Raw genomic sequence first — 23874 nt, 5'->3', positions numbered from 1 at the left:
CGGGCGGCCCCCCCCCCCCCCGCCCCCGGGCCCGCCCCCCCCCCCCCCCCCCCCCCCCCCCCGGGGGGGGGGGGGTCCCCCCCCCCCCCCCCCCCCGACGGCACCATCTCTGACGGGTCCTGGTCCACGCGTGGACCACCCTCCTCGGGGGCGCCGCGGCCCGGCGGGTCATAGTCCCGGGAGCCGTAGTGGAACTGCGGTTCACCGGTGTGCTGTTCGTCGTAGGCGTCGACCAGCTGCTGGAGCGCGGTGCCGAAGAAGTCGGTGCGCAGGTCCTGCACCTGCCAGTCCCGGGCCCGGGGCCACGGGCCCTCCTCGGTCACTGCCACGGCCGTCCGGTAGGCAGGGAAGCCGTGCCGGCGCGGGTACCGGCCGAAGTCCTCCTCGCACAGCGCACACAGCGCCATCGGTTTCTCGTTCGAGAGCGGGATGTCGTCGGCGTGGACCAGCGCGGCCAGCACCCCCGCCCCAGGCCGGGCGACGTCCACCAGCACCTCGACGTGCGGGCCCGGCACCCACACCCGCACGTACGTTCCCCGGCACTTCGGGCACCGCGGGCCCACCTCACGCCGCCGGGCCGGCTTCTTCTTCGTCCGGGCGCGCCCGCGCCCAACTGCCTTTGCCACCCCGGTCATTCAACACCACGACCGACACGCGGCGGCCCGGTCGACGGCAGAGATCATCCCCCCGCTGGATAGACCCCGGCCGCCCCACGAGGCGGTGAAGCGGCGGCCTGTCCAGGGGTGTCCAGGCGGTGCTGGCGCGAGAACCTCGACGACGTCGCCCGGCCTAGAAACTCCTGTGTTCACTCTCGCAGATCATGTGCTGTCGACGGTCATGCTTCGCCTCATCCGGGCGCGGCGCCACGGCCTGACCCAAATCCGCCGCTTCGGGTAGGAGGCGTATACAGGCAAGGGCTCCATCGCGGGGGGAGGCTGGTTGAGAAGTTTAAATTTCCGGTCTTCAATCTCTGAGCACGCTGGGCAGGTAAGCGCTACGTCGCCGTAATAAGCCGCGCCGGGTACGTAGGACCACCCCTTCTCACTACTGCGCGGCGGCGGCTTGGCAAGGAAGATGCGTGGAGGTGCCTCGCCGGTGGCGAGGTGCAGCGGCCGGACCTCGAACCCCTGGGAATCGGCGGCATCAAGTTTCCTTAGGAACGCTCGGCGGTGTCCCAAGCGGGGGCGGCGCAACACCCTGCAAGAGCAGTTTTCCGCGTGCGTTGCACCATATCGCAGCTCAAACATTGCTTTCCCTCCTCCTAGGTGTGATCTTGCGGCCCCTGATTTTATGGCGACCGGCTAATGGGTCTTGCAGGCCCGGACGCGGCAGAGAGAGGCAAGGCCATCCCTTTCATTATGGTCACCCGTGCCCACCTCAGCGCCCCCTCGACGACAAGGCCCGCGCCGACAACAACGCCCGCTCCGCCCGCGACCGCGCGCGGAAGAAGGAGGAGACCCGCCGCACCCGAGCGACGAAGATCCTCGGAGGCATCCGGTAGAGGTCGAGCAGGACGTCGGCACGCCGTCCCGGTGATGGGAATGACTTCGATCTACCGTGACACCCATGACGACGCCGATCAGTGTGGTGGAACGTCCAGCTGGTCCTCGCCTCGAGCGCGCCGCCCCGGCCTCCCGGCCAGAGGGTGGCATCGAGCAGCCCATGCCGGGTACTCCTATCCAGCGATCTTGGAGGCGCTCTGATCGGCAGGTGGGATCGCGGGGCTGGCAGCCTGATTCGTCATGGAGATTCTCCCCGCCGCCTTCGGCTTTGCTGGCACTCTGATCGGCGCCCTCGTGGCTGCAACTGCAACCCGTGCTGCCCAATCCAAGGCTCTATCGGCAGCGAAGGCTGCTCAGGACAAGGCGGAAGAGAGGGAAGCTACCGCCATCATCGCCCAGGCAGCGGTACAAGCCCGAGAGGAAGCCCTGGAAGAGAGCAGCGCCACCGACTGGAGTCGATTCGGCAGAGACGCCCTGACTCCTGCCGAGGTAGCTGTCTTCGCCCTGCGCGACGCGGAATTGCGTGAGCGAGTGGATCAGGCGCTCAGGATCGCTAGGCACGCCGCTGCCGACGAAGCGTTCCTAGAAGTCGTGAACTCAAGTCGCTATGGAGTAGTGAACGAAGCGTCCAGGGAGGTGCTTGTCTGCTTGGGTGCCAATCTGCGAGGTGAGGAGCTTCCCCCAGCCTCCATGATCTGGACCCGCTTTGCAGCCGAGCATCAGCTGGAGGAAGAGGCTTTCGCCATGAAGGCCGATGAGGAGGAGCAGGAACATCGGGAGCGCCTGCGCCGCCGCCGTTCGCGCCCCGCGTTGACTCCGGAGCAAGAGCAGGAGCATGCACGCCTGCGTTTCGTGCGAGCCGTCGCCGATCTGCGGAAGTGGTTGCGGCATTAGGATCGCGTGGAAGGCCGCCGACGAGCATGCGCGCCGTGCCGGCGTCGAGCACCTGCCGGCCGCCGAGCAGAAGGCGATCCTCCAGGCCCGGAAGCTGCTGGAGTCCGCCCTCCACGACGGCGGCACCGAGCACGAGCGGCGGCTCGCCTACCAGCACGCCATGCGGCTGATCGACGGAGCCGTCTCGGTGCCTCGCAAGGCCACCGGCGCCCTGGAGTACATCAGCCGACCGTCCCTGTCGAAGATTGCCGAGTAGGGATCACGCACATGGCCATCTACGGCTTTGGGGCACAGCGGTACAAGCGGGCCAGCCCAGCCCCGGCCTACCTGCCGTCCGCTTTCATGGTGCTGCCAACTTCGATGAACACCTCCTCCTCGTGCTGCCGTCGGTGTGCCATCCGGCTTCCTGGGGGAAGGGTCCGCAGGCGGTCGCTTAGCCCTTGCTCGTGGAGCCGGGCCAGTCGCACCTGGGTACGTCCGCGAAGCCAGGTGTAGGCGAGCCGGGTGGCGGCTCCGGAAATCAGCACGGCGAGGGCGTATCCCACGGTGAGTAGCTGCATTGAGCCTCCGATGCGCGGTGCGGCAGGCGGATGAGACCGGCGTCGATGGGGGGTGGTGAGGCGGTGTCCCGCTCGTGGAAACAGCGGTCGCCGCTTCGAGGGGTCTGTTGCGGGGGAGTGGAATGGGCGGTCTCCCAGTCCTCGTCGGCCAGGAAGTCGCTCCCGTGCAGGACCTGGAAGCAGTGCAGGGCCTCGCCGGGCTCGCCCCGCAGCAGGGCCTCGAGCCACAGCAGGTACGCGGCGGTCGCATCTCCCGTGCCGGCGGCGAACCGCCACCAGAAGCGGGCCCCTTCGTCGCCGCCGCTGAGGTAGGTCGCGCAGCCCAGACCGCGGGCCCCGACACCGTCGACGGGCTGGTCGGTCTCGAGGAAGTCGGCGACCCGTGCGCCGGTGGCTCCGAGGACATGCAGGCACAGGGCGTTCAGGTCGCGCCGCACGCGAGGCCCGGGCGGGCACGCACCGCTTCCCGCGCCCGGGGAGAAAAGTGCCGCCAGTTCGGGGGAGGTGGGCACCAGCCAGCCGCTCTTGGCCGGGGCGGCCTGGGCGCGGCGCTGCTCCAGCTCGTCGATCCGCTGGAACAGCCGGCGCTCATCGCCAGCTCGCTCCTTGCTGGTGTAGACGGGGACGCGCAGCTGGGCCCCTCGTAGCATCTGATCGATCACGTCATAACCCCTTCTCGATGGCGGCCGGTTCAGCGGCGGGAACGCCCAGGAGGCCGGCGAGGGCGGCCTTGCCGGCCTTCACATGGGACCGGATGGTGGAGCGGGCCAGGCCGGTGATGCCAGCGATCTCCCAGACCTCACAGCCCAGAAGGTCATGCAGGAAGATGCAGGTCCGCTGACGCCCGGGGAGCCGCGCGACCGCCTGGTAGATCTCCATGCGCGTAGTGAGCTGCTCGACTTCCTCGTGCGGCGTGCCGAAGGCGGGCTGGGCGGTCTCCTCGAAGGCCAGGCCGATGGCGAAGCAGGGGCGGCGGTCGCGCTTGCGGAGCATGTCAGCCACGACGTTGCGCAAAATCTTGTGCGCGAACGCCTCGGTGTTGGCGTGCCCCCAGGCGTCAGGCCACCGCCGATACAGCCGGAACAAGGCGTCGCTCGCGGCCTCTCTCGCGTCCTCCCAGGAGTAGAGCCGGGAGTACGCCCATTTCGCGTAGCCCTCCAGCTGGCACCGGACGAAGTCCTCGTACTCCGCCTCGTACTGGCCAGCAGCCGCGCGCCGCACGGCGTGCCGGGCGTTCATGGCCGGGCCAGCGCGATGCGGGCCGGTACCGGCCGATGGTGAAGGTGGGGCGGTACTGCTTGCCGGCCGGAGGTCTCCCCCGCACGGCGCTCAGGCGGCGCTGTGCCGTCGAACATCACACGCTGTCCGTTCTTCTCGCCCCGGGCATCGCGTCCCCCTCGACGCCCGGGAAGAGCAAGGTGCTCTCACCCCTCATGCCGTCCCAGACGCCCGATGCGTCCAGTCCGCCTCGCAAAAATATTGACGTAACGTCACTTCAAGATCACTTAATGCGACGAAGTGTGGGTGGGGGCACGTCGATGCGGAGACGGCCGCGACCGAGCGCGAGGCTCTGTGCATGTTCGCCGGTCCGCAGGAAGCAGCGCCACGGCCGTCCGCGGCGTGAGGGCGGCGCGCCGGTCGGGATCTGCCCCCTCGAAGCCGTCCTCGGCCACCTGTTTGGCTGACCGCGGCCCGGTTCGAGGCATGAATCAGCTGATGCAGGGGCCCTTCCGCAGGCGAGAGGCCTGCGGAAGCCCCCTGTCGTACTGAACCGGTCAGGCGATGGACAGTCCGGGAACGCCGTCGTCGGTCGCCCCCCGGGGCGAGGTACTCCTTCAGGGCCCGGCGCATGTAGGCCCGGGCCCCGGCCGTGAAGCGCGCGTCCGCGTTGGTGGCCAGGTAAGCGTGGGTGATGCCGATGACGCCCTCGGCGATCTCATTACGGCGCTCCAGGGCGTCCAGGGCCTCGCGCAACCGCAGCCTCTCCTCCCCTTCAGCTGCCCGGCGCGCTTCGTTCCGATGCACGGAGTGCAGGGTCTACGAGGTGGCGGCCCGTGACACGGACGGACTGATCAAGCCGTGCACGGGCCTGGCCGGCTACGGCGGCGACACCGCACGGGTCTACCTGCTACTGACCGAGAACCCGGAGCTGTCGTACAGCCACGCGTGCTCCCTGGCGACCAGCATCCGCAGCACGGGTATTGGCCGGGCACCGCGATTCTCATGGCGCAACGGGAGGCTGCTGATCGAGTCGGCACCCAGCGTCGTCGCCGAACTGGCCCGCCGGATCGCACTGCTCACCTCCACCATCGACGGACGGCAGGTGCCGACCGTCTCCTCAGTCGACCACCTCACCGCCGACGCCGGCCGGGCCATCATCGCGGAGAACCGTGCGGCCTACATCGCCGAGTACGGCGAGTCCGCGTAGGCATCCCGGTTCGTGGGCCCTGGCATCCGTCCCGGGCCCACTTCGCGCTTTCAGCGCCTACTGGTGGAGATGCTCCGCGAGGAGGCGTCACCATCCGCCGCGGTCCTGAAGGGTCACCCGGGTGGACCAGGGGACGCATCCGGCGTGGTGCGGGGGCGTTGATGGTGCAGCAGTTGCCGCCCGTTATGCACCGAATGGCCCGCTATGACCGATACTGTTGTGGACCTCTCCGCCTGCGATCTCTCCTTTCGTCACCGCCGGCTGGTCAGCGCTTCCCCCGAGCTGGTACGAGCGTGGGGGGAAGACCTGGAGGAACTCAGGGAGGACATCGCGGAGCACTTCGGTCCCGAGGGGAGTTGGTGCGAGGTCGGCGGCGACCTTCACACCCTCACCGACGGGGAATGGGAAGTCCGTCTGCGTATTCAGCCGGACTCCGCCTGCTGGCATGCGGACGTCTTCGGTGCCGGCTGGCGCACCTCTCCGTACGACGCGGTGCCCCCCGAGTACCGGGCGGAGGTCGCCGCCTATGTCGACCAGAGCAGGGCCCTCTCCAAAGGGCTCGTCCAGGAATCCGCTCTGCGGCAGGCCGCGGCCGAAGGCGGCGGTCCGGCTGTGGACCGCCTGGTCCACAGCGAGTTCGACCGCCTGGACCAGTGGTTCACAGCCCTCGACCAGCTCCACACCGCGCTCCAGGGCCCTGCGGAGGAACCGCCATCGTGGGCCTATGACCTCGTACGGGACGAGCTGCAGGAACTGAACACCGCCCGGGAGTGGCTGCTGAGCGCCACCGCCGAGTACTCCTGGGGAAGGTCCGGCCCCCGGCCGGACACGCTGTTCGCCGGCCTGCGTTACGTCTTCTCCACCGGCTGGGTGGACCTGATGCGCTCATCACAGCCCGGTCCCGCGGCCCGCTCCTTCTTCGGCCTCGTCGACGACACCTACGACACCCGCGGGAACAAGCTCCCAGACACCCCCCGGCCATGACGGCACCGGCACCAAGCCTGCGAGCCGACCGCATACGCCGGTGACCGCGCCTCGAGCTGCCGCACCCCACGACCGGCAACGGGAAACGGGAAACACCGGAAGATGGACTGCCTTCCGTCTGCGGCGCGCGCTGACATGGGGGCATGGCGAAGAGAGATGACCCTGCCGTCGAGGCGGCCCTGGCCTGGCTGGACGTTCTGCGGGCCCGGGCGGACGCCTCCGGCGACGAGGAGGGCCGGGAAGCAGCTGTGCGGGTGGCGACGGAACTGGTGATGATCCACCACGTGCAGGTAGGCCCTGTGGCCCGACGGATCGGCGTCACCGCGCACTGGCTGCGCAAGGCCGCCTACGCCCATCCGGTGACCATTGCCCTGATCGCGAAGGCCGAGGCCCAGACCGGCGCCCGCAAGCGAGGCCCGGTCTCCGACGCGCGCCACCACCACAGCCATGCCGACGGTCCGCGATGCCATCCCGGTGTGCACGCTGACTCCTATGACAGTGACGGCGCATAGGTTCCCGTCCATGGAATGGCCTCTCCCTGAACGGCGGGCCCTTTCCTCGAGGGCCAGCCCGCAGCCGGTCAGGCGTGTCAGTCAGGGGCGGGGACTAGGGTCAGGGGGTGATCGTGAACGACGCCACCGAGGTCAGGCCGCACCGCTACGCAGACAAGGATTTCCGCAAAGTCATTGGAAGTGACCTGGGGAAGGCGACAGCGGACGAGTTTTTGGCGGCATGGATGTGGGTCCAGGAAGGGGTGTGGACCCGGCTACTGTGGGAGTGGCTCCGTGAACACCGCCAGCGCGTTCAGCGTGAACTGACGGAAGCCGCGTCCCGTGCTCAAGCGCGTCACAAGGACACGCTTGAGCCCATATCAGATGCCTGCCGGGCGGCGGCCAGCCGCCTGTCCAAGCTCCTGGAAACAGAACTCACCGAAGCAGAGCAAGCCGAGCGGGAGTGCATCGAGGCCTGGAAGGCCATGCGCGACGACTACGGAATCGAACCCATCGATCTCTACGAGGACGCCAAGGCATCCCCTGTCCCCTCCCGCTTCGAAAGCGTCATGCCGTTGTGGCACCAAACCGTCAAGGCCGGCCAACGCCTCGACGCCGCACTGGCTGCCGATATGGCAGAACTGCACCGCATAGCGCTGCTGGAAGCACGGCTCATGGCCTTCATCCAATCCGATGCCAGCATCACCTTGCCGCGCATCGACGCAATGGACTACCGCGAATTCGAACGGCTGGCTGCGCGCCTGGTGGAGCGGGACGGGTACAAGGTCGTCCGGCCGAAGGGCGGGGCTGGAGACCTGGGCGCCGATGTCATAGCGGAAGGCCCCGGAGGAACCGTCGTCGTCCAGTGCAAGCACACGACGTCCGGCACAGCAGTCGGATCCCCGGTCCTCCAACGCCTCAACGGCACCGCCCGCCCGGTCCACGGGGCGGACATCGTGATCGCCATGACCAACGGCACCTTCTCGCTCCCCGCAGTGCGGTTCGCCGAGAGCCAGAGAATCCACCTCATCGACAACAAGCGTCTGGAGCAGTGGGCCACCTGGGGCCAACCTCTCGAAGAGCTACTCGGTAACCGTTCCGCATGAACAAAGAACACGAATTAGGCAGCCACGCGAGACCACTGGCAAAGCCACGGGCGCCCGCCATTACGGCGGGCGCCCGAATTATTTGCCCCCGGATAACTCACATCGGCGGCGTCATCACCCTGAGGCTCTCGGCACCGACGACGGGCTCGAGGTGTCCGCCGATGTCACCGCGGTGTGCCGCGAGCGTCCCGGAGTGTGCGCTCGGGGGTGCATCCGCCGCAGGGCTCCACGCCCGGCTCGTCGAGGGCGAGCCGGGCCTCGCGCTCGCCGAGCCGGGGGAGGGAGGGCTGGGCGCGGGCGATGATGTGGCAGTGCTCGGTGTGGAGGACCGCGAGGTGTCCGGGGGCGCCGCGGATGTGCTGCAGGCGCCAGCTCGTCGCCGGGGTGGAGAGCGTGGCGGGGGTGAGCGCGGCGATGCGGTCGCGGACCGCCTGCAGCTGCAGATCGAGGTAAAGCTCGAGTGTCTGGAGTCTGGACAGGTCGGGCGGCAGGGGAGTGGTCACTCCGCGGCCGGCCCGGTGCCGTCGTCGGGCGTCAGGCGCTTGAGCGCCATGCGCGCGTCGACCACGTCCTTCCCGGAGAAGCCCTCCCACCAGCGGTGGCTCGTGATGAGGGCGGCCAGCTCCCGCTCGCGGGCCCGCAGAACGGCGACGGCCTCCTTCTCCTCACCCGTCCAGCCGGGGGTGGCGGGCCGCTGCGTGGGGTGCCAGCGGTCGGCCGGATCAGCCCAGCCCTCGTGAGCCTCGACAGACCAGGGGAGGGCCGCGAGAAGCGCCCGCAGCTCAGCGCGGGTCTGGTGGATCTCCTGCTGGAAGGCGATCAGGTCAGCGGGGAAGTCGTACGGGTTAGCCACCCGCAAATGATACGTGTGTTCGATTCAGGGATGCCTCTGCGCACGGCCGTCCAGGCAAGGACCATCCGTTCGGGCGAACGCGGGCCCTCAGTCGGTCCGCCGTTTCCTCGCCGTGGTCTTCTTCGCTCCCGTGGCGGCCGGTTACTTGGCGCCCGCCTTCCCACCTACGGCCTTGGCCGCCGTCCCGGTCTTCTTGCCGGGCGGGGCATCGGCGGCCGGCGGTGCCGTCCCGCCTTCTTCCGCCTGGTTGATCGATGCCTGCAGGGCGGCCATCAGATCCACGACATCAGCGGGAACCGGAGCCCTCGAGGTGCGGCCGGTCCCGGCCGGCCGCACCTCAACCTTGGACATGACCAGGTCGCGCAGCGCCTGGTGGTACTCATCCTCCAGGCCTTCGAGGTCGAAGCCCTCGGAGAGCTTCTCCATCAGGCTGGAGGCCATCCGCACTTCCTGGGGCCGTACGGTCACGGAGTCCGGCGGGGCGCGCCCGGCCGGGTCGCGGACCTCGTCGGGCCAGAGCATGGTCTGCAGCACGAGCACCTGATCATGGACCCGGAGCATGGCCAGGCTCTCCCGGGTGCGCAATGCGATCTTGGTGACCCCCACCCGCCCGGTCTGCCGCAGGGCCTCGCGCAGCAGGACATACGGCTTGTTCGCCGCCGATGAGTCAGGCTGCAGCACGTACGGCTTGCCGAGCTGTACCGGGTCGATATCGCCGGCGTCGATGAAGGCCAGCACATCAGTCAGCTTCTTCGACGGCAGCGGCAACTGCGCCATCGTCTCGTCGGTGAGGACCGCTCTGCGCCCGTCCCGGTCGGCGCCGCGGGCGACGTGCTCCTAGGGCACGACCTCGCCGCACACCTCGCACCTGCGCTGACGCCGGACCCGCCCGCCGTCAGCGTCGTGAACCTCCCGCAGCCCCACATCGTGCTCCTGGACCACGGGCACCAGCTGCACCGGCACGGACACCAGCCCGAACCCGATAGCACCCCTCCACAAGCTGCGCGGCATGAGACCAGCCTCCCGCCCCACGCACCGCCCCGCATCCCTCGCGCAGGGTTCCGCTTGCCGTCCACGCGCAGCGTGGATGAGCACAAGCCACCCGCACAAGGCCACACGCAGGAGGTTCACCCGGACGGGCCCACCGCTCGCCCCTGAGGTCAGCCACCGGTCGGGCCGGCGGGGAAGGCGACCGCCTCCTCGCCAAGGGCCGCCAGGAACCCGCCGCTGGCCAGCAGGTGCAGCCGCACCCCCGCTCCGAGAGCGGGCACCACCGCGCAGTCGACCGGCACCCCACCGCTCAGATGCGGCTCGGTGACGCCCTGGCCTTCCGCGTCGACGTCCGCCACCAGCACCACGAGAGAAGCCAGGGCCGCGCTGCGCTCGGCCTCACACCCGGCCCGCACGTGCGGCGCGAGCGCGGCGAGCAACCGCGCGCTGAGGTGGGTGATGCGGCGGCGACCGCCATGCAGGACCGCCGGCAGCGCCAGGGCATGAACACCGGCGGCGGCGAGAGCGGGAGACGTCATACCCGGCACAACGACCACGATTGCTGTGCGTCGCTGAATTGGCGCGTTCCGTTATTGCTGGAGCCGGGCGGCCACTAAGCTCCCGCGTGATGACGCAGTGACGTGCCGGTCTTTCCGGGACGCCCGCAACGGTCAGCCCACCCGCTCACGGGGGGCTGGTTGGGGCGCGGCCACCCCGGGAGAAACCGGGGGTGGCCGCGCCCAGGGTCAGCCCTCCGTCGAGAGGGTGACCGGTGGGCGACTGCCCACCCCGGGAGAAAGGCGCGGCACATGCGCCATCGCAAAAAGAAGGACCACACTCGCCTCCGGGCCCGGCTCTACCGGATCTACCGCTGGGCGGCGCCCCTGCTGGGCGCCACCACAGTAGCGGCGTTCCGGTGGTGGCTGGAGAGGTGAGCCACCGGCGATAGCCCCTCACCAGAGGTATTGGTGAGGGACCACTCGCCGTAAAGGTTCTTCCAAGGAGCCCGCCACCGTGCCCGCGATGGTGGGCTTCGCCACGCCCCGCTGGCCGTGCCTGGGTGGCCCGGCCCCCGGCTGCCCGGCCGGGTGGACGTCGCGCTCACCACGGTAGCGGCTCTGCCCCTGGAGGGCAGAGTGATGCGCCCCTCGAGTACGGTCCGTGCCCTGGCTGGAGCTGTCCCTGACCGCCATCGGCCTGCTCGTCTGGTCCCGAACCCTGCTGGACGGCGAGCCAGCCGCGGCCGAGCGGAAGAAGCTCTGCTACCGGATCTGGCACGCCGCAGCCCGCATCACCCGCCGGCCAGGCGGTCGATCTCCGCGGTGTCGCCCGTAGCGAGGAGACCAAAGAGCCGCAGCACCTCGTCCTGGGGCACGCCCGCGATCTGGCGCGGAGTCGTGTCGGCCTCGTCGAGGTTCTCCCAGAGCAGCCAGAGCAGCTCGCCACTGGGGAAGGCGCTGAGCGACCAGCCGCTCTCATGGGTCAGCGAGACGTCGGGGTGCTCGTCGTCGGCGTCGGCGAGGGTGTCCAGGATGGTGCGCATGGTCGCTTCGTCGGGTTCTTCCACCGAGGCGCCGGACAGGTCGGTCATGAAGTAGCTCATACCCTGCATTAGCTCATGCCGGATACGGCCATCCGTCGTGAAGCCGGACGGCCTGCCGCCCGCGCTCCCGTGGTTGAAGTGGTGGGCTCGCCGGCTATGGCACGGGCTCGGCGTCAGGCCGACGGGCGCGGGCTGGCGAGCTTCTCGATCATCTGGGCAGCCTTTCGGGCCTGGTCCTCTGGAACGTCGGGCTCGACGAGCATCCGGGCCACGAGCCGCAGCAGCCCCCGGGGAACAGGCACCGCCTCGTAATCGGCCAGCCCGGCACTGATGGTGTCGGAGTCGTAGAAATTCGCCAGGCCACGGCGGGCCGACTGCTGCGTGTCAGTGGTCACCGCACGAGTCTCCCACCAATTCAGCCTGGCCCGTCCGGCCGCTACGTGGCGGCTCCGCCAGCGCGGGGCCGCACTGCCATGGTGGTAGGCCGTCACGGCCCGCTGGAGGCCCATGGAGGCCATGACCAGCCGGTACCCCTCGTTGCGGATGAACTCCCGCGCCCAGTCCGCGAGCCCGTCGGCGCCGCGCCGGGTGCCCCGCCCATCCCTGCGGGCGCCCGGCGTCCGTAGGAGGCGGATCAGACGGTGACGGCGGCACGACCGGCGGCGTAGACCGCGGCCTGGGCGGCGACTCGTCGGCCGAGGTGTTCCGCGGTGGCTATGTCGGCCTTGTGGACGCCGTCCGGCCCCCGGTCGGTGTCGGTCTGCGCGCCGGCGCCCAGGTAGAAGCCGAGGCGGTTGAGGTCGTACTCGGAGGCGGTGGTGGAGTGCCAGCCGGACGGCAGGCCGAGGTTGATCCAGTGCATGCCGTGCTGGGCGGCCAGCACGGAGAAGAACTGCAGGGTGTGCAGCTTGTCGCCGCTCTTAGCGCCGGAGTTGGTGAAGCCGGCGGCGAGCTTGTCCTGCCAGGCGCGGGTCGCCCACCGCTTCGAGGTGGCCTCGGCGAAGACGTGGAAGGCGCCGGACGCGGTGCCCATGTAGGTCGGCGAGCCGAAGACGATCGCGTCGGCGGCGTCGAGCAGGTCCCACTGCTCCTCGGTGATCTCGTCGACCTTGACCAGGTGGACGGTCGCGCCGGCGCCGGCGGCGCCCTCGCGCACCGCCTCGGCGAGCACCGCGGTGTGCCCGAAGCCCGAGTGATGGGCGATGGCGACGACCGGCGGGACGGCAGCGGCGGGAGAAGCGGTCGGGGTGGGTGTGGTCACGGCGGGGCTCCTCAAGGTCGTGCCGCGTGGCGCGGCGCGAAGCGGTCGACGAATCCAAGGAAAACACATTGAAGATTTAACTTTCAGGGCGGCCTCGCCGCAGGCCCCGGGCATCGGGACGGGTCTGGCGCCGGACGGAGTGTTCAACGTCTTCGCGCGTTTGCGGGGGCGGGTAGACGGCGCCAGCGAGAAGACCCTGCACGCCCTGGAGCGCGGCGGGCTGGCCGGGGGAGGGAGAGTGGGGTAGCCAGCCGGGAATCGTGCCGGACGCCACCGCTGACCGGGGGATCTGGCGGGAGAGGCCCGGCGTGTCGCAGCCCGCACGCTGCTGGGCGCCGTGAACCTACCGGGCAGCGGCCCTTGACGGAGGTCGTGCCCGGGCGCTTCCCCGACTCCAGGAGCGCGAAGCTGGGCAGAAGCGGGCACCGCCCGCGCCGGCATGATCCTCCCTTGTCGTCTTGTGGATCCTTACGTGCGCCGGAGTCGGGCCGGCCGCCAAGGAGCCCCTCATGGCGAAGACCGCCCTGACCCGCGACGCCAAGCTGCTCGCCCTCTACACCGGCCTTCCCTACCAGCAGGCCCTGCGCATCGCCGGGGACGCCCGCCGCCGCGATGCGCTGATCCCGCGTCCCTCACCCCAGCAGGAGCTGCTGGAGCACGGGTTGCTGGACCGGATCGCCTGGCCGTCGAATGATCCGGTCCGCCCGTGGGGCATCGAGTACGTGCACCCGCAGCACGGTCAGCTCGTTGTCCACTTCGAGGGTGACCACATGGCCGGCGAACTGGCCGAGGCGTTCTGGCCCCGCGCGGACGAGCACGGGGAGATCCACGGAATCCCTGGGGCCCGCTTCACACCGCCCACCGAGCAGGGCATCACCATGATCCTCCTCGGCACCTCGGCGCGGGTGCAGATCACCGGGATCCGCCCCACGGCGTGGAGGACCGCCCTCGCGGCACAGGAGGAGAACGCCCGCGACTACGGCTGGGCCTCATGCTCCCGCCGCTCGCCCGCCGCCTGGACCCGTGAGGAATGCGTCTACTTCCAGGGTTCCGGGGTCCGGCTCGGGGCCCGCTCGCGGCAGACCGCCGGCACCGCGTGGCTGGCCAGCGGGCTCCTGCGCCGGGTGGGCCTGTGGCGCACTGTCGGTGTTCCGCTGTCGACCACGTCCTGGACCAATCCCGCCGGAGCCGGGCAGCAGTGGATCATCGACCACATTCACGAGCCCCGGGACCTGCATGGCGAACACCATGACCGCTTCATCCGGCTGTTGGCCGCACCGGGGTGGGGGATGCCCCTGAAGCTCGACGACCGCTGGTGCACCTGTCACCAGCATCACGCGGAGCAGTGCGTGATGACGATGACAGGCGTCGGTGGTCTGGCGGGAGAGCTTCAGCTCCGCTTCCCCCGCCGGCGCGGCCGCCACTACTGGATCGAGCACGAGCTGACGGAGTACGAGGCCAAGACCCGGGTGCCCGTGCTGGTACGGCCGTGGATGCTCACCGCGCTCGCCCCCTAGCCCCCCTCGCCGTGGTTCTATCCCCGCTCGCACCCGATGCCGTCACCGTCTGCGTCCAGGTGTTCGCCCCATCCTGGGTCACCCCTGTGGATTGGAGCGGCCCCGTGGGCTCGCGCGTCAGCGCAGGTGGCGAATGCTCGCTGAGCAGGCTCACTTCGCCGGAAGCGCTCGCCAGGGCTCCATTCCAAGTCGAGGTACTGGGTTGCTCTGATGACCTCCGGACGTCCCTTGAGCTTCAGCGTGTATGTGAAGTCGTCTTTTCCCTGAAAGTCCGTGTTCCACGGGATGTAGGTTGCCCTTCCCCTCGATGAGTGAAGTTCCAAGCTTCCGTGCTTGGGCTCTGTGAGCAGCTTTATTTCGACGTCCGCTGGCGTGAGGCCGTTGTCATCGTCCAGCTCGTCGACTCTCACGGTTCCTCCTCGGTCAGAGGCGCGAGCCCCGTCGAGCAGGTTCAGCCCCTTTGGGCCCATATCGACCCACACCGACGCCTTGCTCGGGTCAAAAGATTCCTTCTTGTCCAAGAACCAATTGGAAGGAGCGCTCGTGGCAGGGGCGGCATGGCGTTCGGGCTTCTTGTCGCTGTTGTCCCAACTACAGGCAACAAGCACAATCGTCCCGATGACAACCAACATGAGACAGCCTAAGCAACTGTCCGCAACGTCGTTATTCGGCTTACGAACCACGCCCCAGCCTCTCAACCCGGTGACACTACCGAGCCTCAGACCCCCAACGTCCCCAGTTGGTTGCACGTGGCAGCTGCATGAGATCCGGGCGTGATGAGGGTGTGGAGGCCCCGGCCGAGGGCGCGGCCACGTGGGTGCGCTGTGGTCACACCAGGAGCCTGCCGTACCGTCCGCCCGCTGGTAGAGGCAGTTCTCGCGGCAGCGTCTTCAGCACAGGATGTGCCGACCTGCCTTCGCGAGCTCGGGCGCCAAGGCCCGCCTGCACACGGTGCACCGCAGTCCGCCCGCCGGTACGGGGGCAGGCGGCGGCGCTGGGCGGCGAGCGGCTTGTGCCCGCCGCTGGTTCGCCGCGCGCACCTGACGGGCGTACCGGGCCTCGCTCTCCCGCCACGTGGCCGCCTCCTCCCGGGCCTGCCGCTGCGACTCCTGCAGCTTGCTGTGCAGGGCCTCGGGGAGCTCCGCGCCGCGCGGGCCCAGGCCGAGCTCACCGAGCGGGATCGCCTGCCGCTCCAGATCATCGAGCGGGCACGGCGGATGATGCAGCCCGAACACCGCCAGGTCCTGCGCCTCCCACCAACGGCGCCTGCGCGGATGCGGCCGGCCGAAGGCCGTCCACACGCTGCCCTTCGACGCGACGTAGAACCACACGGGAAGACGCTCGTCGAGGACCACGTGCGGGAAGTGCACGCCCGGCCGCCAGAACCACACGTCGACGATCCCCGCCCGCGCGTAGTCGCGGTGCCGGGCCCGCCAGGCGTCATCGGTCATCAGCATCCGCTGCGCCTCGAGCGCCAGGCGCGTGCCGTCCTCCAGCCGTACGGCGACGTCCGCGCGCCGGTCATGGTCCGGGGTCCACTGCTCCAGCCGTACCGCGGCGACGCCGGGCTGGGTGCGCGCCCAGCGGGCGAGGGCGTGCTTGGTGGTGATGTGCCAGACGGTCTCGGGGTGGTGGCCGCCGTCGGGGGCTGTTCCGGAAGGATGCGCGAAGTGCCGGCGGACCTTGCCGCCGAGCCGGCCGCGGGTCACCAGCGGTACCCGGGTGCCGGTAGCGGCCTCGAATCCGTGGAAGCAGTAGAAGCACACCAGCTGTTCGGTGCCGCCGTATCCGCGCTGTTTCCAGTACTCCGGCGGTTGTTCGGCGACGTGCACCTCACGTCGGGTCTCGAGATCGAACCCGACCACCAGTAAGTCGTCCTGCACCTGCTGCGCCCCTCCCCGTTGCTGCCCCCGGTGACCGTCTCGAGTCTGCCGCAGGTGCGCGTCGCGCTACAGGGTGGTGGCGGTGCCGGTGGGGGAGGTGCCGTGGTTGCGGGCGCTGTTGGCGATGGCGTCGGGGAGGAGGGTGGGGGCGAAGTCGGCGAGGAGGGGGTGTTGGGCGGCGGTGGTGCGGAGGACGGTGCGGGGGGTGACGTGGGCGTCGAGGCGGCCGCCGGTGCGGGTGGTGATCAGGGGGCCGGGGGTGGGGCCGAGGCGGTGGGGGAGGTAGGCGTCGATGGCGAGGACGAGAAGCGGGGGCAGGACCATCAGGCGGGTGCCACCGCCCTTCTGCCAGACCTTCGCGGTGGTGTCGGTGCCGCGGGGGCGGAGGTCGTCGGTGTCGAGGCGGACGATGGCGCCGGGGCGGAGCCCGGCGAGCATGGCGTAGATGAGGGTGCGGTTGCGGGGGGTGACGGGGGCGTAGAGGCCGTCGGCGGCTTGCATGAGGGCGGTCATGTGGGTGGCGGCGATGACGGGGAGGCCGGGTTCGTCGCGGAGGTCGGGGCGGAGGCGTTCGTCGAAGGGGTTGTGCCGGCACAGGTTCTCGGAGACGGCCCAGATGTAGAAGGTGTGGAGGGCGTTGAAGTAGCGGTTGCGGGAGCGGGGGGCGCCGCCGCGGTGGTTGAGCCAGGCGGTGGCGTGGGTGTGGTCGGCGTGCCAGGGGTTGATGCCGGCGGTGTGGATCCAGCGGAGCCAGTCGGCGATGTCTTCGCCGTAGTGGTCCGGGGTCGTTCCCTGGAGGGCGCGGGCGGTGCCATCGCGGAGCGGGCGGCCGTATCCGCGGGTGAGCCAGTGGTGGAGGTGGTCGAGGCCGGGGACGGTCACAGCTTCAGCCCTTGATCTTTAGATAACAGCCCTACCCCAGCCACCCTACTCGTCGCGGTTGCGGTGGTACCGGAAAGTGCGGGGCGAGGGGCGCGCGCGTGCGGGCTGGAGGATGGGGTGGGCTGTTATCTAAAGATCAGGGCCCAGGCGCGTCCGCCGCCCGACCACCCCTGACGGACGATTCCTCCGCCCAGACGCCAAACCGGCTCTCGGGGAGTACCGGGGCGGCGAGTATCGGTTGGATGTTCAGTTCGCAGAACAACACCCAGTGCGTGTGGTCAGCGTTTGATGCGTCCGCGTACGGCGAGGACGGCGAGGGCGAGGAGGGTGGGTTCCAGGAGGCGGGAGGTCATCTCGATGTAGGTGCCGGCAGTGGTGAGGTTCTGTCCCGAGGAGCGGAACACCACAGAATTGACGGCGACGCGGGTCGCCTTCTCGGCGCGTTTCCACGTCATGCGTTGGCGCCAGCCGCTGGTCAGGGCAGGGTCGGGGGCTCTGGTTTTGAGGGCGATCCTGCCGTGAGTGAGAGTTCCGGTGGTGGCGGGATCGGGGTCGTCAGTGGGCAGACCGAAGCCCATGAGGAGCAGCACGGTCAGGGACATGGCGGCAAGCAGCCAGGCGAAGGCGCGGGATGAGCGCAAACCGTAGCCGGAGAGCAGCCAGTAGCCCCACAGCAGGCCGCGTTCGCCGGGCGGGGTGCCGGTGCGGTCGTGGCGGCGCATCTCCATTTCGCCGTAGTAGAAGTCCGCGGCGCCGGGCTCGTTTTTGCCGTCCTCGGATGCCTTGCGCAACTGCCGGTAGACCGCAGCGACGTCTTCCGGGTCGGGGGTGAGGTTGGGGTCGGGATGGTGCGGCCCGGTACGCCATAGGCGGGGTGTAGGCGTGTGGTCCGGGGCGGGCTGGCCAGTGGTCTGGGCACGCCAGTGGTGTTCCTCGGCCAGTGCGCGCCGGCGGGTCCACCGGTATGGCCATATGCGGCGGCGGTGGATGCCGGTTGGGGTAGGGGCGAAGGTGCAGTGGCCTTCCAGTCGGAGCTGATCGAGGTGGAAGGCCCCGGAGAACAGACAGTCGGTCAGGTCCATGTCGGTGAGAACGAGGTGCGCGGCGTCCACGCCTTGCACCGAGGCCATTCGCACCCACGACGGGCGGCCATCCAGCAGGCTCTCACCCGGCGAGTCTCCGTCGGCGAAAGGGGTGGGGTGTGCGGTGACGGCCACGGGAGAGGACAGGACCGCGTGGCTGAGGTCCACTGTGGCGTAGCGCAGACGCAGGGTCGCCGTCGATTCCCACCGGGTCCGCTGACACTCCAGGCGGCGCGCGGCGAACGACAGAGTCGCCGGGCTGCTGAACACTGCCCCGGACAGCAATACCGTCCCGTCGCATACCAACGGCCCAAGGCCGGCCGTTCGCCCGAAAGTCACATCCTCGAACCACACGTCGCACATAAAGATCGCCGAACCGAACCTGGCGCTGTCCTCGAACGTCGCAGAGCTGAACGCAGCGATGTCCTTGAAGGTGGCCTGGCCGAACCCGGTGATGTCCTTGAAGGTCGCCAAGGCGAACCCAGCGCCGCCCTCGAAGGTCACCTTGTCGAAGCTGGCGATGCCTCCGAAGGTCGTCAGGCCGAACTCGGCGTAGCCCTCGAACGTCGCCGACTCGAAGTTCGTCTGGCTGAACTCGACGCTGCCCTCGAAGATCGCCGAAGCGAACTGGGCGCTGTCCTTGAAGGTCGCCGAATTGAAGTTGACCTGGCCCTTGAAGGTCGCCGATGCGAAGTCGGCGGCGCCCTTGAAAGTCGCCGAGCCGAACAGAGCATGGTCGCCCTTGAAAGTCGTCGAGCCGAACTCAGCGCTGCCCTCGAAGATCGTAGAGTTGAACAGGGCGCAGTCCTCGAAGGTCGCCGACTCGAACAAGGCGGTGCCCTCGAAAGTCGCCGATTCGAACTGGGCGTGGCCGAGGCGGGGGTGTCCGGTGCCAGGGTCGCGGAGGGCGTTGAGGAGGGCATCGAGAAGGGGTTCGGTGAAGGGGGTGCCGCGGTGGTCGATGGCGGTGCCAGGGCCCAGGTGGGACAGGTAGGCGTCGCGGTCGGTGTCGGAGATGTGGGCGAAGCATGCGGTGTAGTCGGGGACGAGCCTGCCGCGGCAGCCGACGGGGGTGGAGGGCTGCTCACCGCAGTGCGGCCAGGACGGCGCCCCGGGCATGGAAGGTGGGGGCGTGCTCATCACCAGCCATAGCCTGCCAGGCTCGGCAGGGCAGCACAGGGGTGTTCAGCAAACTGAAGACCCCACCGCTACCCACCGCGCCGATGCTCCCCGAGGGCCTTAACGAGCAGCCAGCCAAGTGACAAGTAGCTCAGCGTGATGATTTCAGGCACACCGCCGCCAGTGCGCGGCGGTGGCGGCCGAAACGAACCTGCGCCCTCCACTGCCCGCGCGTCGCTGTGCGGAGGTCGCCCCGGCCACTTCGTCTCGGGATAACAGAGAGAGACTTCCGGGCTCGCGCCGCTACCGTCTTCGTCATGACGACCGGCTCCCGTCCGCGCTTCTCCGTCCGTGTCGGACTCTCCGAAGCGCCGGAACACGACGGCACCTTCGAGGGTGTTCCCCGGCACCTGCTCGTGCCGCTTCAGGAGTGGGTCGATGACGCACTCCGCTATCAGGGTCGTCCGCTGGATGACGAGGCCCGTGCCGTCTGCCTGCGGCTGCGCATCTCTCCGGGCTGCCAGGGTGGGCTTTCCCTTTCCAGCTCGACTTTCCTCCCGCTGCTGACAAAGACGGTCGACGCCCAGTTGCTGGACGTGGTGGACGAGGTTCTGCGCACCCCAACCCTGGGGGAGTGAAAGGTCAGGGCCCTCAGCAGCATCCTCGACGACGCCGGATCGGCCTACCGGGTCAACGAGGCCGAGGATGGGTTGCAAGAGCGGGTAACGCCGGCCGTGCGCGACGCGGTCCGCCAGACGATCGCCGACGCTGCGGCCGGGCCTGCTGTCGGGTCGGCCGCCGATCATCTCGCTGCAGCCTGGCAGGCGGCCTACGGGCGCGGCCCGGACCCGGTGCGCGCGTACAGCGAGGCCATCAAAGCGGTGGAGTGCGCAGCACACGCCGTCATCCAGCCCAACCACGCCAAAGCCACTCTCGGCACCATGCTGGGCGAGATCAAGAACGCCCGGCACAAGTTCAGCACGGTCATCCCGTCCCCTGCCGGGGACTCGATTGCCCCGGCGGAGGCCATGATGCGGGCACTGTGGGAGGGACAGACCTCGCGTCACGGCGCCCAGACCGCGACCGTGTCCGAGACCCTGGAGGTCGCCCGGGCCGGGGTCCACCTCGCCGCAGTCCTGGTGCAGTGGTTCGTCTCCGGAGCCGTCGTCCGCACGCCCTGAGCACGGGAGTCGGCGGCCAGTGCGCGGCGGTGGCGGTCGGCAAAGTCCCCTTCGAACCGAAGGCTACCGACGGGTTACTTGTCACTTGGTCGGCTGCTCGTTAACGACATCCCTAGTTGGCAGTATCGCCCGACGGAGCGAAGCCGGTAGGCCGAACCGGTGGCCACGGCCGGACTGGTCCCGCGGACGGGGCCATCGTGGGCTGCCAGGCGACGACGGGCTCGGCAGGGAGCGCTCATGGTGCACGAGGTGATCACGGCGAGGTTCCGTACCGAGCTCAACGCCCGCTGGTCGGTGTTTTTCGATCACCTCGACGTGCCATACGTCTACGAGCCGGAGACCTTTCAGGCCCCCGACAGCACCGTGTGCACGCCGGCCTTCTGGCTCCCGCGCGAGCGCCTGTGGTTCGTCTGCGAAGCGGACACTCCCCCGCCGTGGTGGGCACGGTTCGCCGCGGCCGTCAGCAACCAGGGCTGCGTCTGGGATCCGTGGAGGGACTGCGACGACGAGCAGTTCACCGATCCGGCGCCGTTCGAGGTTGATGAAGCGTGGCAGGGCCATGCCCTGCTGTGCCTGGGCGGGATCCCCGACGGGTACGCCCGGTCCCAGGAGCGCATCGACGACGGCCCGTGGCACCGTCACGACCTGGGCATGTACTCCGAGGGCGACTTTCCCTACCGGTGGACCCTGTGCCCGGAGTGCGGGATGTTCGGCGCCACCTTCTGGGGGTACGCGGAGCGGCTGCCGTGTGGGTGCATCGACGACCGCGTGCGCCACAAGGTCGCGAACGCCGCCGACGGGCGGTTGCTCGCCGCCTACCTCGCTGCCGCGCACGAGCACCTCGGCACCGCCCCGCAGCCGTCCGGGCTGACAGTCACCCGCGAAGCCCTGGCGTGCCAGGAGGGCGCCAACCTCGCCACGGAGCGCTGTACGCAGCAATGCCGGTCAGTCGGCGAGCAGCTGCGCGCCGAGCTCCCCGATGACGCGTACGTGGACGGGGCGGCCGAGGACGCGGATGCCCTGTGCGGGGAATGCCCGGGCTTCGTGTGCATCCAGTGCGGCCGGCGGCCGTCCGCTACGGCCGGTGCGGCGTGCCGGACGTGCGAGCCTCTCCCGCTGCTGACCTACGTCCGGGCCCGGCAGGTGCTCAACGACAAGGCCGCTGAGGCCGGGCGCGCCGCCCGGCGGTCGGCACGCGAGATCAACACCCTGCTCAACCGCGCCACGCGGGTGCGGCACCGGGGTGAGGCGTCGATGGAGCAGCTGGCGCAGGCCCTGACGCTGGTGGACCGGTGGATCGCCGATCCGTCGCAGCTCCCGCAGACGGGGACCGGCCACCGTCCTGTGCTGTCCGAGGAGGAGCTCGAGGCACTGCACGGCAAGGAACTGAACCAAGTGCTCAGCCAGTGGGTTGGGCCGCTCGCCGCGGCCACCGGCGAACGGATCCCGCTGCTGCAGCTCTGGCTCAACGACGTGATGGGCGTGGAGAGGCGCAGCGAGGCGGGCGACGAGCAGCTGCGTGAAGGGATCTTGCACGCTCAGGCGTGGGTGCAGGCCCCGGCGTCCTACCGCGAGCATCTGCGCGCCGCCCAGGCGGAGGTGGTGCCGGGAGGCATGCCCGAGCCGATGCGCATCCGGCCGGCTCGGGCGGAGTCGACCTGCAACCTGTGCACCAGCCCGGTGGGAGAAGGCGATATGGTCGGTCGGCTCCACGCGCCGGCCGGGCGCCGGTTCGCCCGGATGGGCTGGTTGTGCACGCACTGCCTGTACGACCGCCGGGCCAAGCCCCGCCGCCTGGACGTGCTCCTGCGCATCTTCCACCAGACCTTCTCCGGTGACGGAGTACGACTGAACGCTGCCGAGGCGGAAGCACTGCTGCGCTGGCTGCTCGAGGCCCTGCCCCCAGCCGAGGCCGATCAAGAAGCGGCACAGGAAGCGATCACAGCGCTCGGGCACGGCATCGACAACCAGGAGACCTCGCTCCTGCTGCGCTACGAGCCCGTCCAGGCCGTCGTCCGCACACTGCACCAGACCGCCATCCCGGAAGCCGCGGACCCACCGAACGCCGTGCTCAACGCCGTAGCCCAGCACCTGGCGGAATGGCGCGCCAACCCCCAGCGCCTGGACCCCGCCCACTACCCCAGCCGCACAGCGTGGCGGCGCGCGATCCTCGAGCAGACCGCCCAGCCCACCGTGCTGTCCCAACGCGACGGCCCCTTCCCCGTGTAACCCGCTGCCGACGCGCGTATCCCCGGGGCTACTTTCGCCGCCGGTGCACCCGCGTCCCGCGCCAAGGGGCCAGCCGGTACCCCAGGGTGGTCAGGCAGCGACCTCCATCCCGCCTACCTCAGGCTTGAGGAAACTGCGGAGGCTGCTGAGCCGCTGCTGGCCGTTGACGACGCTGACAGACGCGAGCTCCGCGTCGGCCTCATCGGCCACGGGGCGGGCCTGTCCTGTCGTGATCACCCACACGATGAAGAGTTCCTCCCCTGCCGTGGCGGGGATGATGACGGGCGGAATGCGGCCGACTCCGTACACCTTGACCCAGGCAGCGAACCACGGGATCAGGGCGCGGCCGGTGATCTCGCAGGCTTCCAGGAAGGCGATGTAGGAGAGCACGTACTTCGGGACCGTTCGGGCTCTGATGATGGCGTGTGCGGTGCTGTGAGGCAGCCGTCCGGGACCGGCGTGCCGTTCCATTTCGCGGACGGAGGGGCTACCTGCGCGGCGGTAGGCGTCGCGCAGGGCGCCGCTGAGGTCGCCGAGGTCGCGGACGAACTGGGGCTTGGGCACCACGGTGGTGCGGCGGGCGTCGCGTGCGGTGGCCGTCGCCGCGTCCTGGGCTCGCTCGTACAGGGCGCGGGCTTCGTTGATGTCGCCGTGGCCGCACAGGTGCAGGTACTGGCGTACCGTCTCCCAGTCCGGCGGGCGGACGCCGCCCGACGCGGCGCGCTTGAGGGTGGCCTGCGAGCACAGGGCGCCTTCGGCGAGCTCGGCGTAGGTCCGGCCGGACGCGGCGCGCTGGGCGCGGAGGTAGGCGGCGAGCTCGCCGACCTCCGGCACCGCGTGATCGATGGGCTTTTCGGGTCGGGGCATGGGGCCTCAGCTCCCCGAGCCGTTGGTCAGGGCGGCGGTCAGCAGCCGCCGAAGCAGCCTTCGTCTCCCGCCTGTGCTCCTCCCTCCCTTCACGCTGGCGGCCAGCAGGACGGTGACGCCGACGATGCCAGCGCCGCCCAGGAGGATGACGACGTCACGCACCGGCATGCGGGCGGCGAGGCTGAGGATGACGGCCGCAGCGAGGTAGGCCACGAGCACGAGAGCATGCGGCATACCGAAACGGCCAGCCGAAGGGGCGGGTGAGGTGGGTGTCTGGTCGGTGTGCTGCAACGGGAACCCCCGAGGGACGGGCCGGGCGGCGGCCTGGGTGGGCCGCCGCCGGCTACCTGGTGCTGACTCACCGAGCTGGGGACCGCGAGGTGCTTGGCGGCACCTCGTACGCGGTCGTGGCTCGAACGGCGGAACCGCGAGGTGCTTGGCGGCGCCTCGTGCGCGGTTCCGTAATCACAAAGCGTCGCAGGCCCCACGCGTATCGCGTAGC

At 69.8% G+C, this 23874-nt stretch carries 26 protein-coding genes; 11 read left to right on the top strand and 15 right to left on the bottom strand.

Annotated features, from left to right (window positions below; translation table 11 throughout):
* Nucleotides 1-1742 precede the first annotated feature (1742 nt).
* Nucleotides 1743-2396 carry a hypothetical protein gene (locus ACIG36_RS32340; protein WP_399935829.1) on the top strand — a complete coding sequence of 218 codons (654 nt, stop codon included), beginning with the start codon at nt 1743-1745 and terminating at the stop codon, nt 2394-2396.
* Nucleotides 2338-2652, top strand: a complete 315-nt coding sequence (locus ACIG36_RS32335; protein WP_399935826.1) for a hypothetical protein — start codon at nt 2338-2340, stop codon at nt 2650-2652. Before ACIG36_RS32340 ends, ACIG36_RS32335 begins: the two co-directional genes overlap by 59 nt.
* 264 nt (nt 2653-2916) lie before the next feature.
* On the opposite strand, the gene ACIG36_RS32330 is transcribed toward ACIG36_RS32335, so the two are convergent.
* Entirely contained in the window at nt 2917-3618 is a 702-nt protein-coding gene (locus ACIG36_RS32330; protein ID WP_399935823.1) for a hypothetical protein, read from the bottom strand.
* 1 nt (nt 3619) lies between these two features.
* The gene (locus tag ACIG36_RS32325; protein ID WP_399935820.1) at nt 3620-4195 is read right to left on the bottom strand and encodes an RNA polymerase sigma factor; all 576 of its coding nucleotides are present in this window, start codon (nt 4193-4195) and stop codon (nt 3620-3622) included.
* 805 nt (nt 4196-5000) lie between these two features.
* Here ACIG36_RS32325 and ACIG36_RS32320 point away from each other — a divergent pair.
* The 4 genes from ACIG36_RS32320 (at nt 5001) to ACIG36_RS32305 (ending at nt 7965) form a co-directional block, all read left to right on the top strand.
* Nucleotides 5001-5384, top strand: coding sequence for a hypothetical protein (locus ACIG36_RS32320; RefSeq protein WP_399935817.1), 384 nt, complete (start codon nt 5001-5003; stop codon nt 5382-5384).
* A 204-nt stretch (nt 5385-5588) separates the two neighbouring features.
* A complete protein-coding gene (locus tag ACIG36_RS32315) occupies nt 5589-6368 on the top strand; it encodes a hypothetical protein (RefSeq protein ID WP_399935814.1) in 780 nt (259 codons plus the stop codon).
* A 143-nt stretch (nt 6369-6511) separates the two neighbouring features.
* Nucleotides 6512-6880 (top strand): hypothetical protein, encoded by a 369-nt coding sequence (locus tag ACIG36_RS32310; protein WP_399935812.1) that lies wholly within the window; start codon nt 6512-6514, stop codon nt 6878-6880.
* Between the two features lie 107 nt (nt 6881-6987).
* On the top strand, nt 6988-7965 hold the full coding sequence (locus ACIG36_RS32305; protein ID WP_399935809.1) for a restriction endonuclease: 978 nt from the start codon (nt 6988-6990) through the stop codon (nt 7963-7965).
* Between the two features lie 164 nt (nt 7966-8129).
* Here ACIG36_RS32305 and ACIG36_RS32300 read toward each other — a convergent pair whose 3' ends face one another.
* The 4 genes from ACIG36_RS32300 to ACIG36_RS32285 all read right to left on the bottom strand — a co-directional run bounded on the left by ACIG36_RS32300 (nt 8130) and on the right by ACIG36_RS32285 (nt 10347).
* On the bottom strand, nt 8130-8468 hold the full coding sequence (locus tag ACIG36_RS32300) for a DUF6233 domain-containing protein (RefSeq protein WP_399935806.1): 339 nt from the start codon (nt 8466-8468) through the stop codon (nt 8130-8132).
* Nucleotides 8465-8818 (bottom strand): hypothetical protein, encoded by a 354-nt coding sequence (locus tag ACIG36_RS32295; protein ID WP_399935803.1) that lies wholly within the window; start codon nt 8816-8818, stop codon nt 8465-8467. The genes ACIG36_RS32300 and ACIG36_RS32295 overlap by 4 nt, the downstream gene beginning before the upstream one ends.
* Before the next feature lie 141 nt (nt 8819-8959).
* Nucleotides 8960-9595 (bottom strand): Ku protein, encoded by a 636-nt coding sequence (locus ACIG36_RS32290; protein WP_399935800.1) that lies wholly within the window; start codon nt 9593-9595, stop codon nt 8960-8962.
* 383 nt (nt 9596-9978) lie between these two features.
* On the bottom strand, nt 9979-10347 hold the full coding sequence (locus ACIG36_RS32285; RefSeq protein ID WP_399935797.1) for a hypothetical protein: 369 nt from the start codon (nt 10345-10347) through the stop codon (nt 9979-9981).
* A gap of 270 nt (nt 10348-10617) precedes the next feature.
* Between ACIG36_RS32285 and ACIG36_RS32280 the strand changes: the two genes are divergently transcribed.
* The gene (locus ACIG36_RS32280) at nt 10618-10743 is read left to right on the top strand and encodes a hypothetical protein (RefSeq protein ID WP_399935794.1); all 126 of its coding nucleotides are present in this window, start codon (nt 10618-10620) and stop codon (nt 10741-10743) included.
* Nucleotides 10744-11099: 356 nt separating this feature from the next.
* On the opposite strand, the gene ACIG36_RS32275 is transcribed toward ACIG36_RS32280, so the two are convergent.
* The 3 genes from ACIG36_RS32275 to ACIG36_RS32265 all read right to left on the bottom strand — a co-directional run bounded on the left by ACIG36_RS32275 (nt 11100) and on the right by ACIG36_RS32265 (nt 12612).
* A complete protein-coding gene (locus ACIG36_RS32275; protein WP_399935791.1) occupies nt 11100-11399 on the bottom strand; it encodes a hypothetical protein in 300 nt (99 codons plus the stop codon).
* 125 nt (nt 11400-11524) lie between these two features.
* The gene (locus ACIG36_RS32270) at nt 11525-11746 is read right to left on the bottom strand and encodes a hypothetical protein (RefSeq protein WP_399935788.1); all 222 of its coding nucleotides are present in this window, start codon (nt 11744-11746) and stop codon (nt 11525-11527) included.
* 239 nt (nt 11747-11985) lie between these two features.
* A complete protein-coding gene (locus tag ACIG36_RS32265; protein WP_399935785.1) occupies nt 11986-12612 on the bottom strand; it encodes a flavodoxin family protein in 627 nt (208 codons plus the stop codon).
* Nucleotides 12613-13121: 509 nt separating this feature from the next.
* Between ACIG36_RS32265 and ACIG36_RS32260 the strand changes: the two genes are divergently transcribed.
* Nucleotides 13122-14129 (top strand): hypothetical protein, encoded by a 1008-nt coding sequence (locus ACIG36_RS32260; protein WP_399935782.1) that lies wholly within the window; start codon nt 13122-13124, stop codon nt 14127-14129.
* 17 nt (nt 14130-14146) lie between these two features.
* Here the strand turns inward: ACIG36_RS32260 and ACIG36_RS32255 are convergent, their stop codons facing one another.
* The 4 genes from ACIG36_RS32255 to ACIG36_RS32240 all read right to left on the bottom strand — a co-directional run bounded on the left by ACIG36_RS32255 (nt 14147) and on the right by ACIG36_RS32240 (nt 19116).
* Nucleotides 14147-14761, bottom strand: a complete 615-nt coding sequence (locus ACIG36_RS32255; RefSeq protein WP_399935780.1) for an excalibur calcium-binding domain-containing protein — start codon at nt 14759-14761, stop codon at nt 14147-14149.
* 258 nt (nt 14762-15019) lie between these two features.
* Entirely contained in the window at nt 15020-16012 is a 993-nt protein-coding gene (locus ACIG36_RS32250) for a competence protein CoiA family protein (protein ID WP_399935777.1), read from the bottom strand.
* Between the two features lie 66 nt (nt 16013-16078).
* On the bottom strand, nt 16079-16894 hold the full coding sequence (locus ACIG36_RS32245) for a tyrosine-type recombinase/integrase (RefSeq protein ID WP_399935774.1): 816 nt from the start codon (nt 16892-16894) through the stop codon (nt 16079-16081).
* A gap of 278 nt (nt 16895-17172) precedes the next feature.
* Nucleotides 17173-19116: a pentapeptide repeat-containing protein gene (locus tag ACIG36_RS32240; protein WP_399935838.1), complete on the bottom strand. Its 1944-nt coding sequence runs from the start codon at nt 19114-19116 to the stop codon at nt 17173-17175.
* 296 nt (nt 19117-19412) lie between these two features.
* Between ACIG36_RS32240 and ACIG36_RS32235 the strand changes: the two genes are divergently transcribed.
* The 3 genes from ACIG36_RS32235 (at nt 19413) to ACIG36_RS32225 (ending at nt 22505) form a co-directional block, all read left to right on the top strand.
* Nucleotides 19413-19733, top strand: coding sequence for a hypothetical protein (locus tag ACIG36_RS32235; protein WP_399935771.1), 321 nt, complete (start codon nt 19413-19415; stop codon nt 19731-19733).
* 96 nt (nt 19734-19829) lie between these two features.
* Nucleotides 19830-20276: a hypothetical protein gene (locus ACIG36_RS32230; RefSeq protein ID WP_399935768.1), complete on the top strand. Its 447-nt coding sequence runs from the start codon at nt 19830-19832 to the stop codon at nt 20274-20276.
* Nucleotides 20277-20513: 237 nt separating this feature from the next.
* The gene (locus ACIG36_RS32225; protein ID WP_399935765.1) at nt 20514-22505 is read left to right on the top strand and encodes a hypothetical protein; all 1992 of its coding nucleotides are present in this window, start codon (nt 20514-20516) and stop codon (nt 22503-22505) included.
* Between the two features lie 90 nt (nt 22506-22595).
* On the opposite strand, the gene ACIG36_RS32220 is transcribed toward ACIG36_RS32225, so the two are convergent.
* On the bottom strand, nt 22596-23372 hold the full coding sequence (locus ACIG36_RS32220; RefSeq protein ID WP_399935762.1) for a helix-turn-helix domain-containing protein: 777 nt from the start codon (nt 23370-23372) through the stop codon (nt 22596-22598).
* 6 nt (nt 23373-23378) lie between these two features.
* Nucleotides 23379-23606 (bottom strand): hypothetical protein, encoded by a 228-nt coding sequence (locus ACIG36_RS32215; protein ID WP_399935759.1) that lies wholly within the window; start codon nt 23604-23606, stop codon nt 23379-23381.
* Nucleotides 23607-23874 lie beyond the last annotated feature (268 nt).

It is taken from the genome of Streptomyces sp. NPDC053048 (genome assembly GCF_044547045.1).
Lineage (GTDB): Bacteria > Actinomycetota > Actinomycetes > Streptomycetales > Streptomycetaceae > Streptomyces.
The sequence above is the reverse complement of the archived record's forward strand: the minus strand, read 5'-3'. Positions and strand labels throughout refer to the sequence as shown.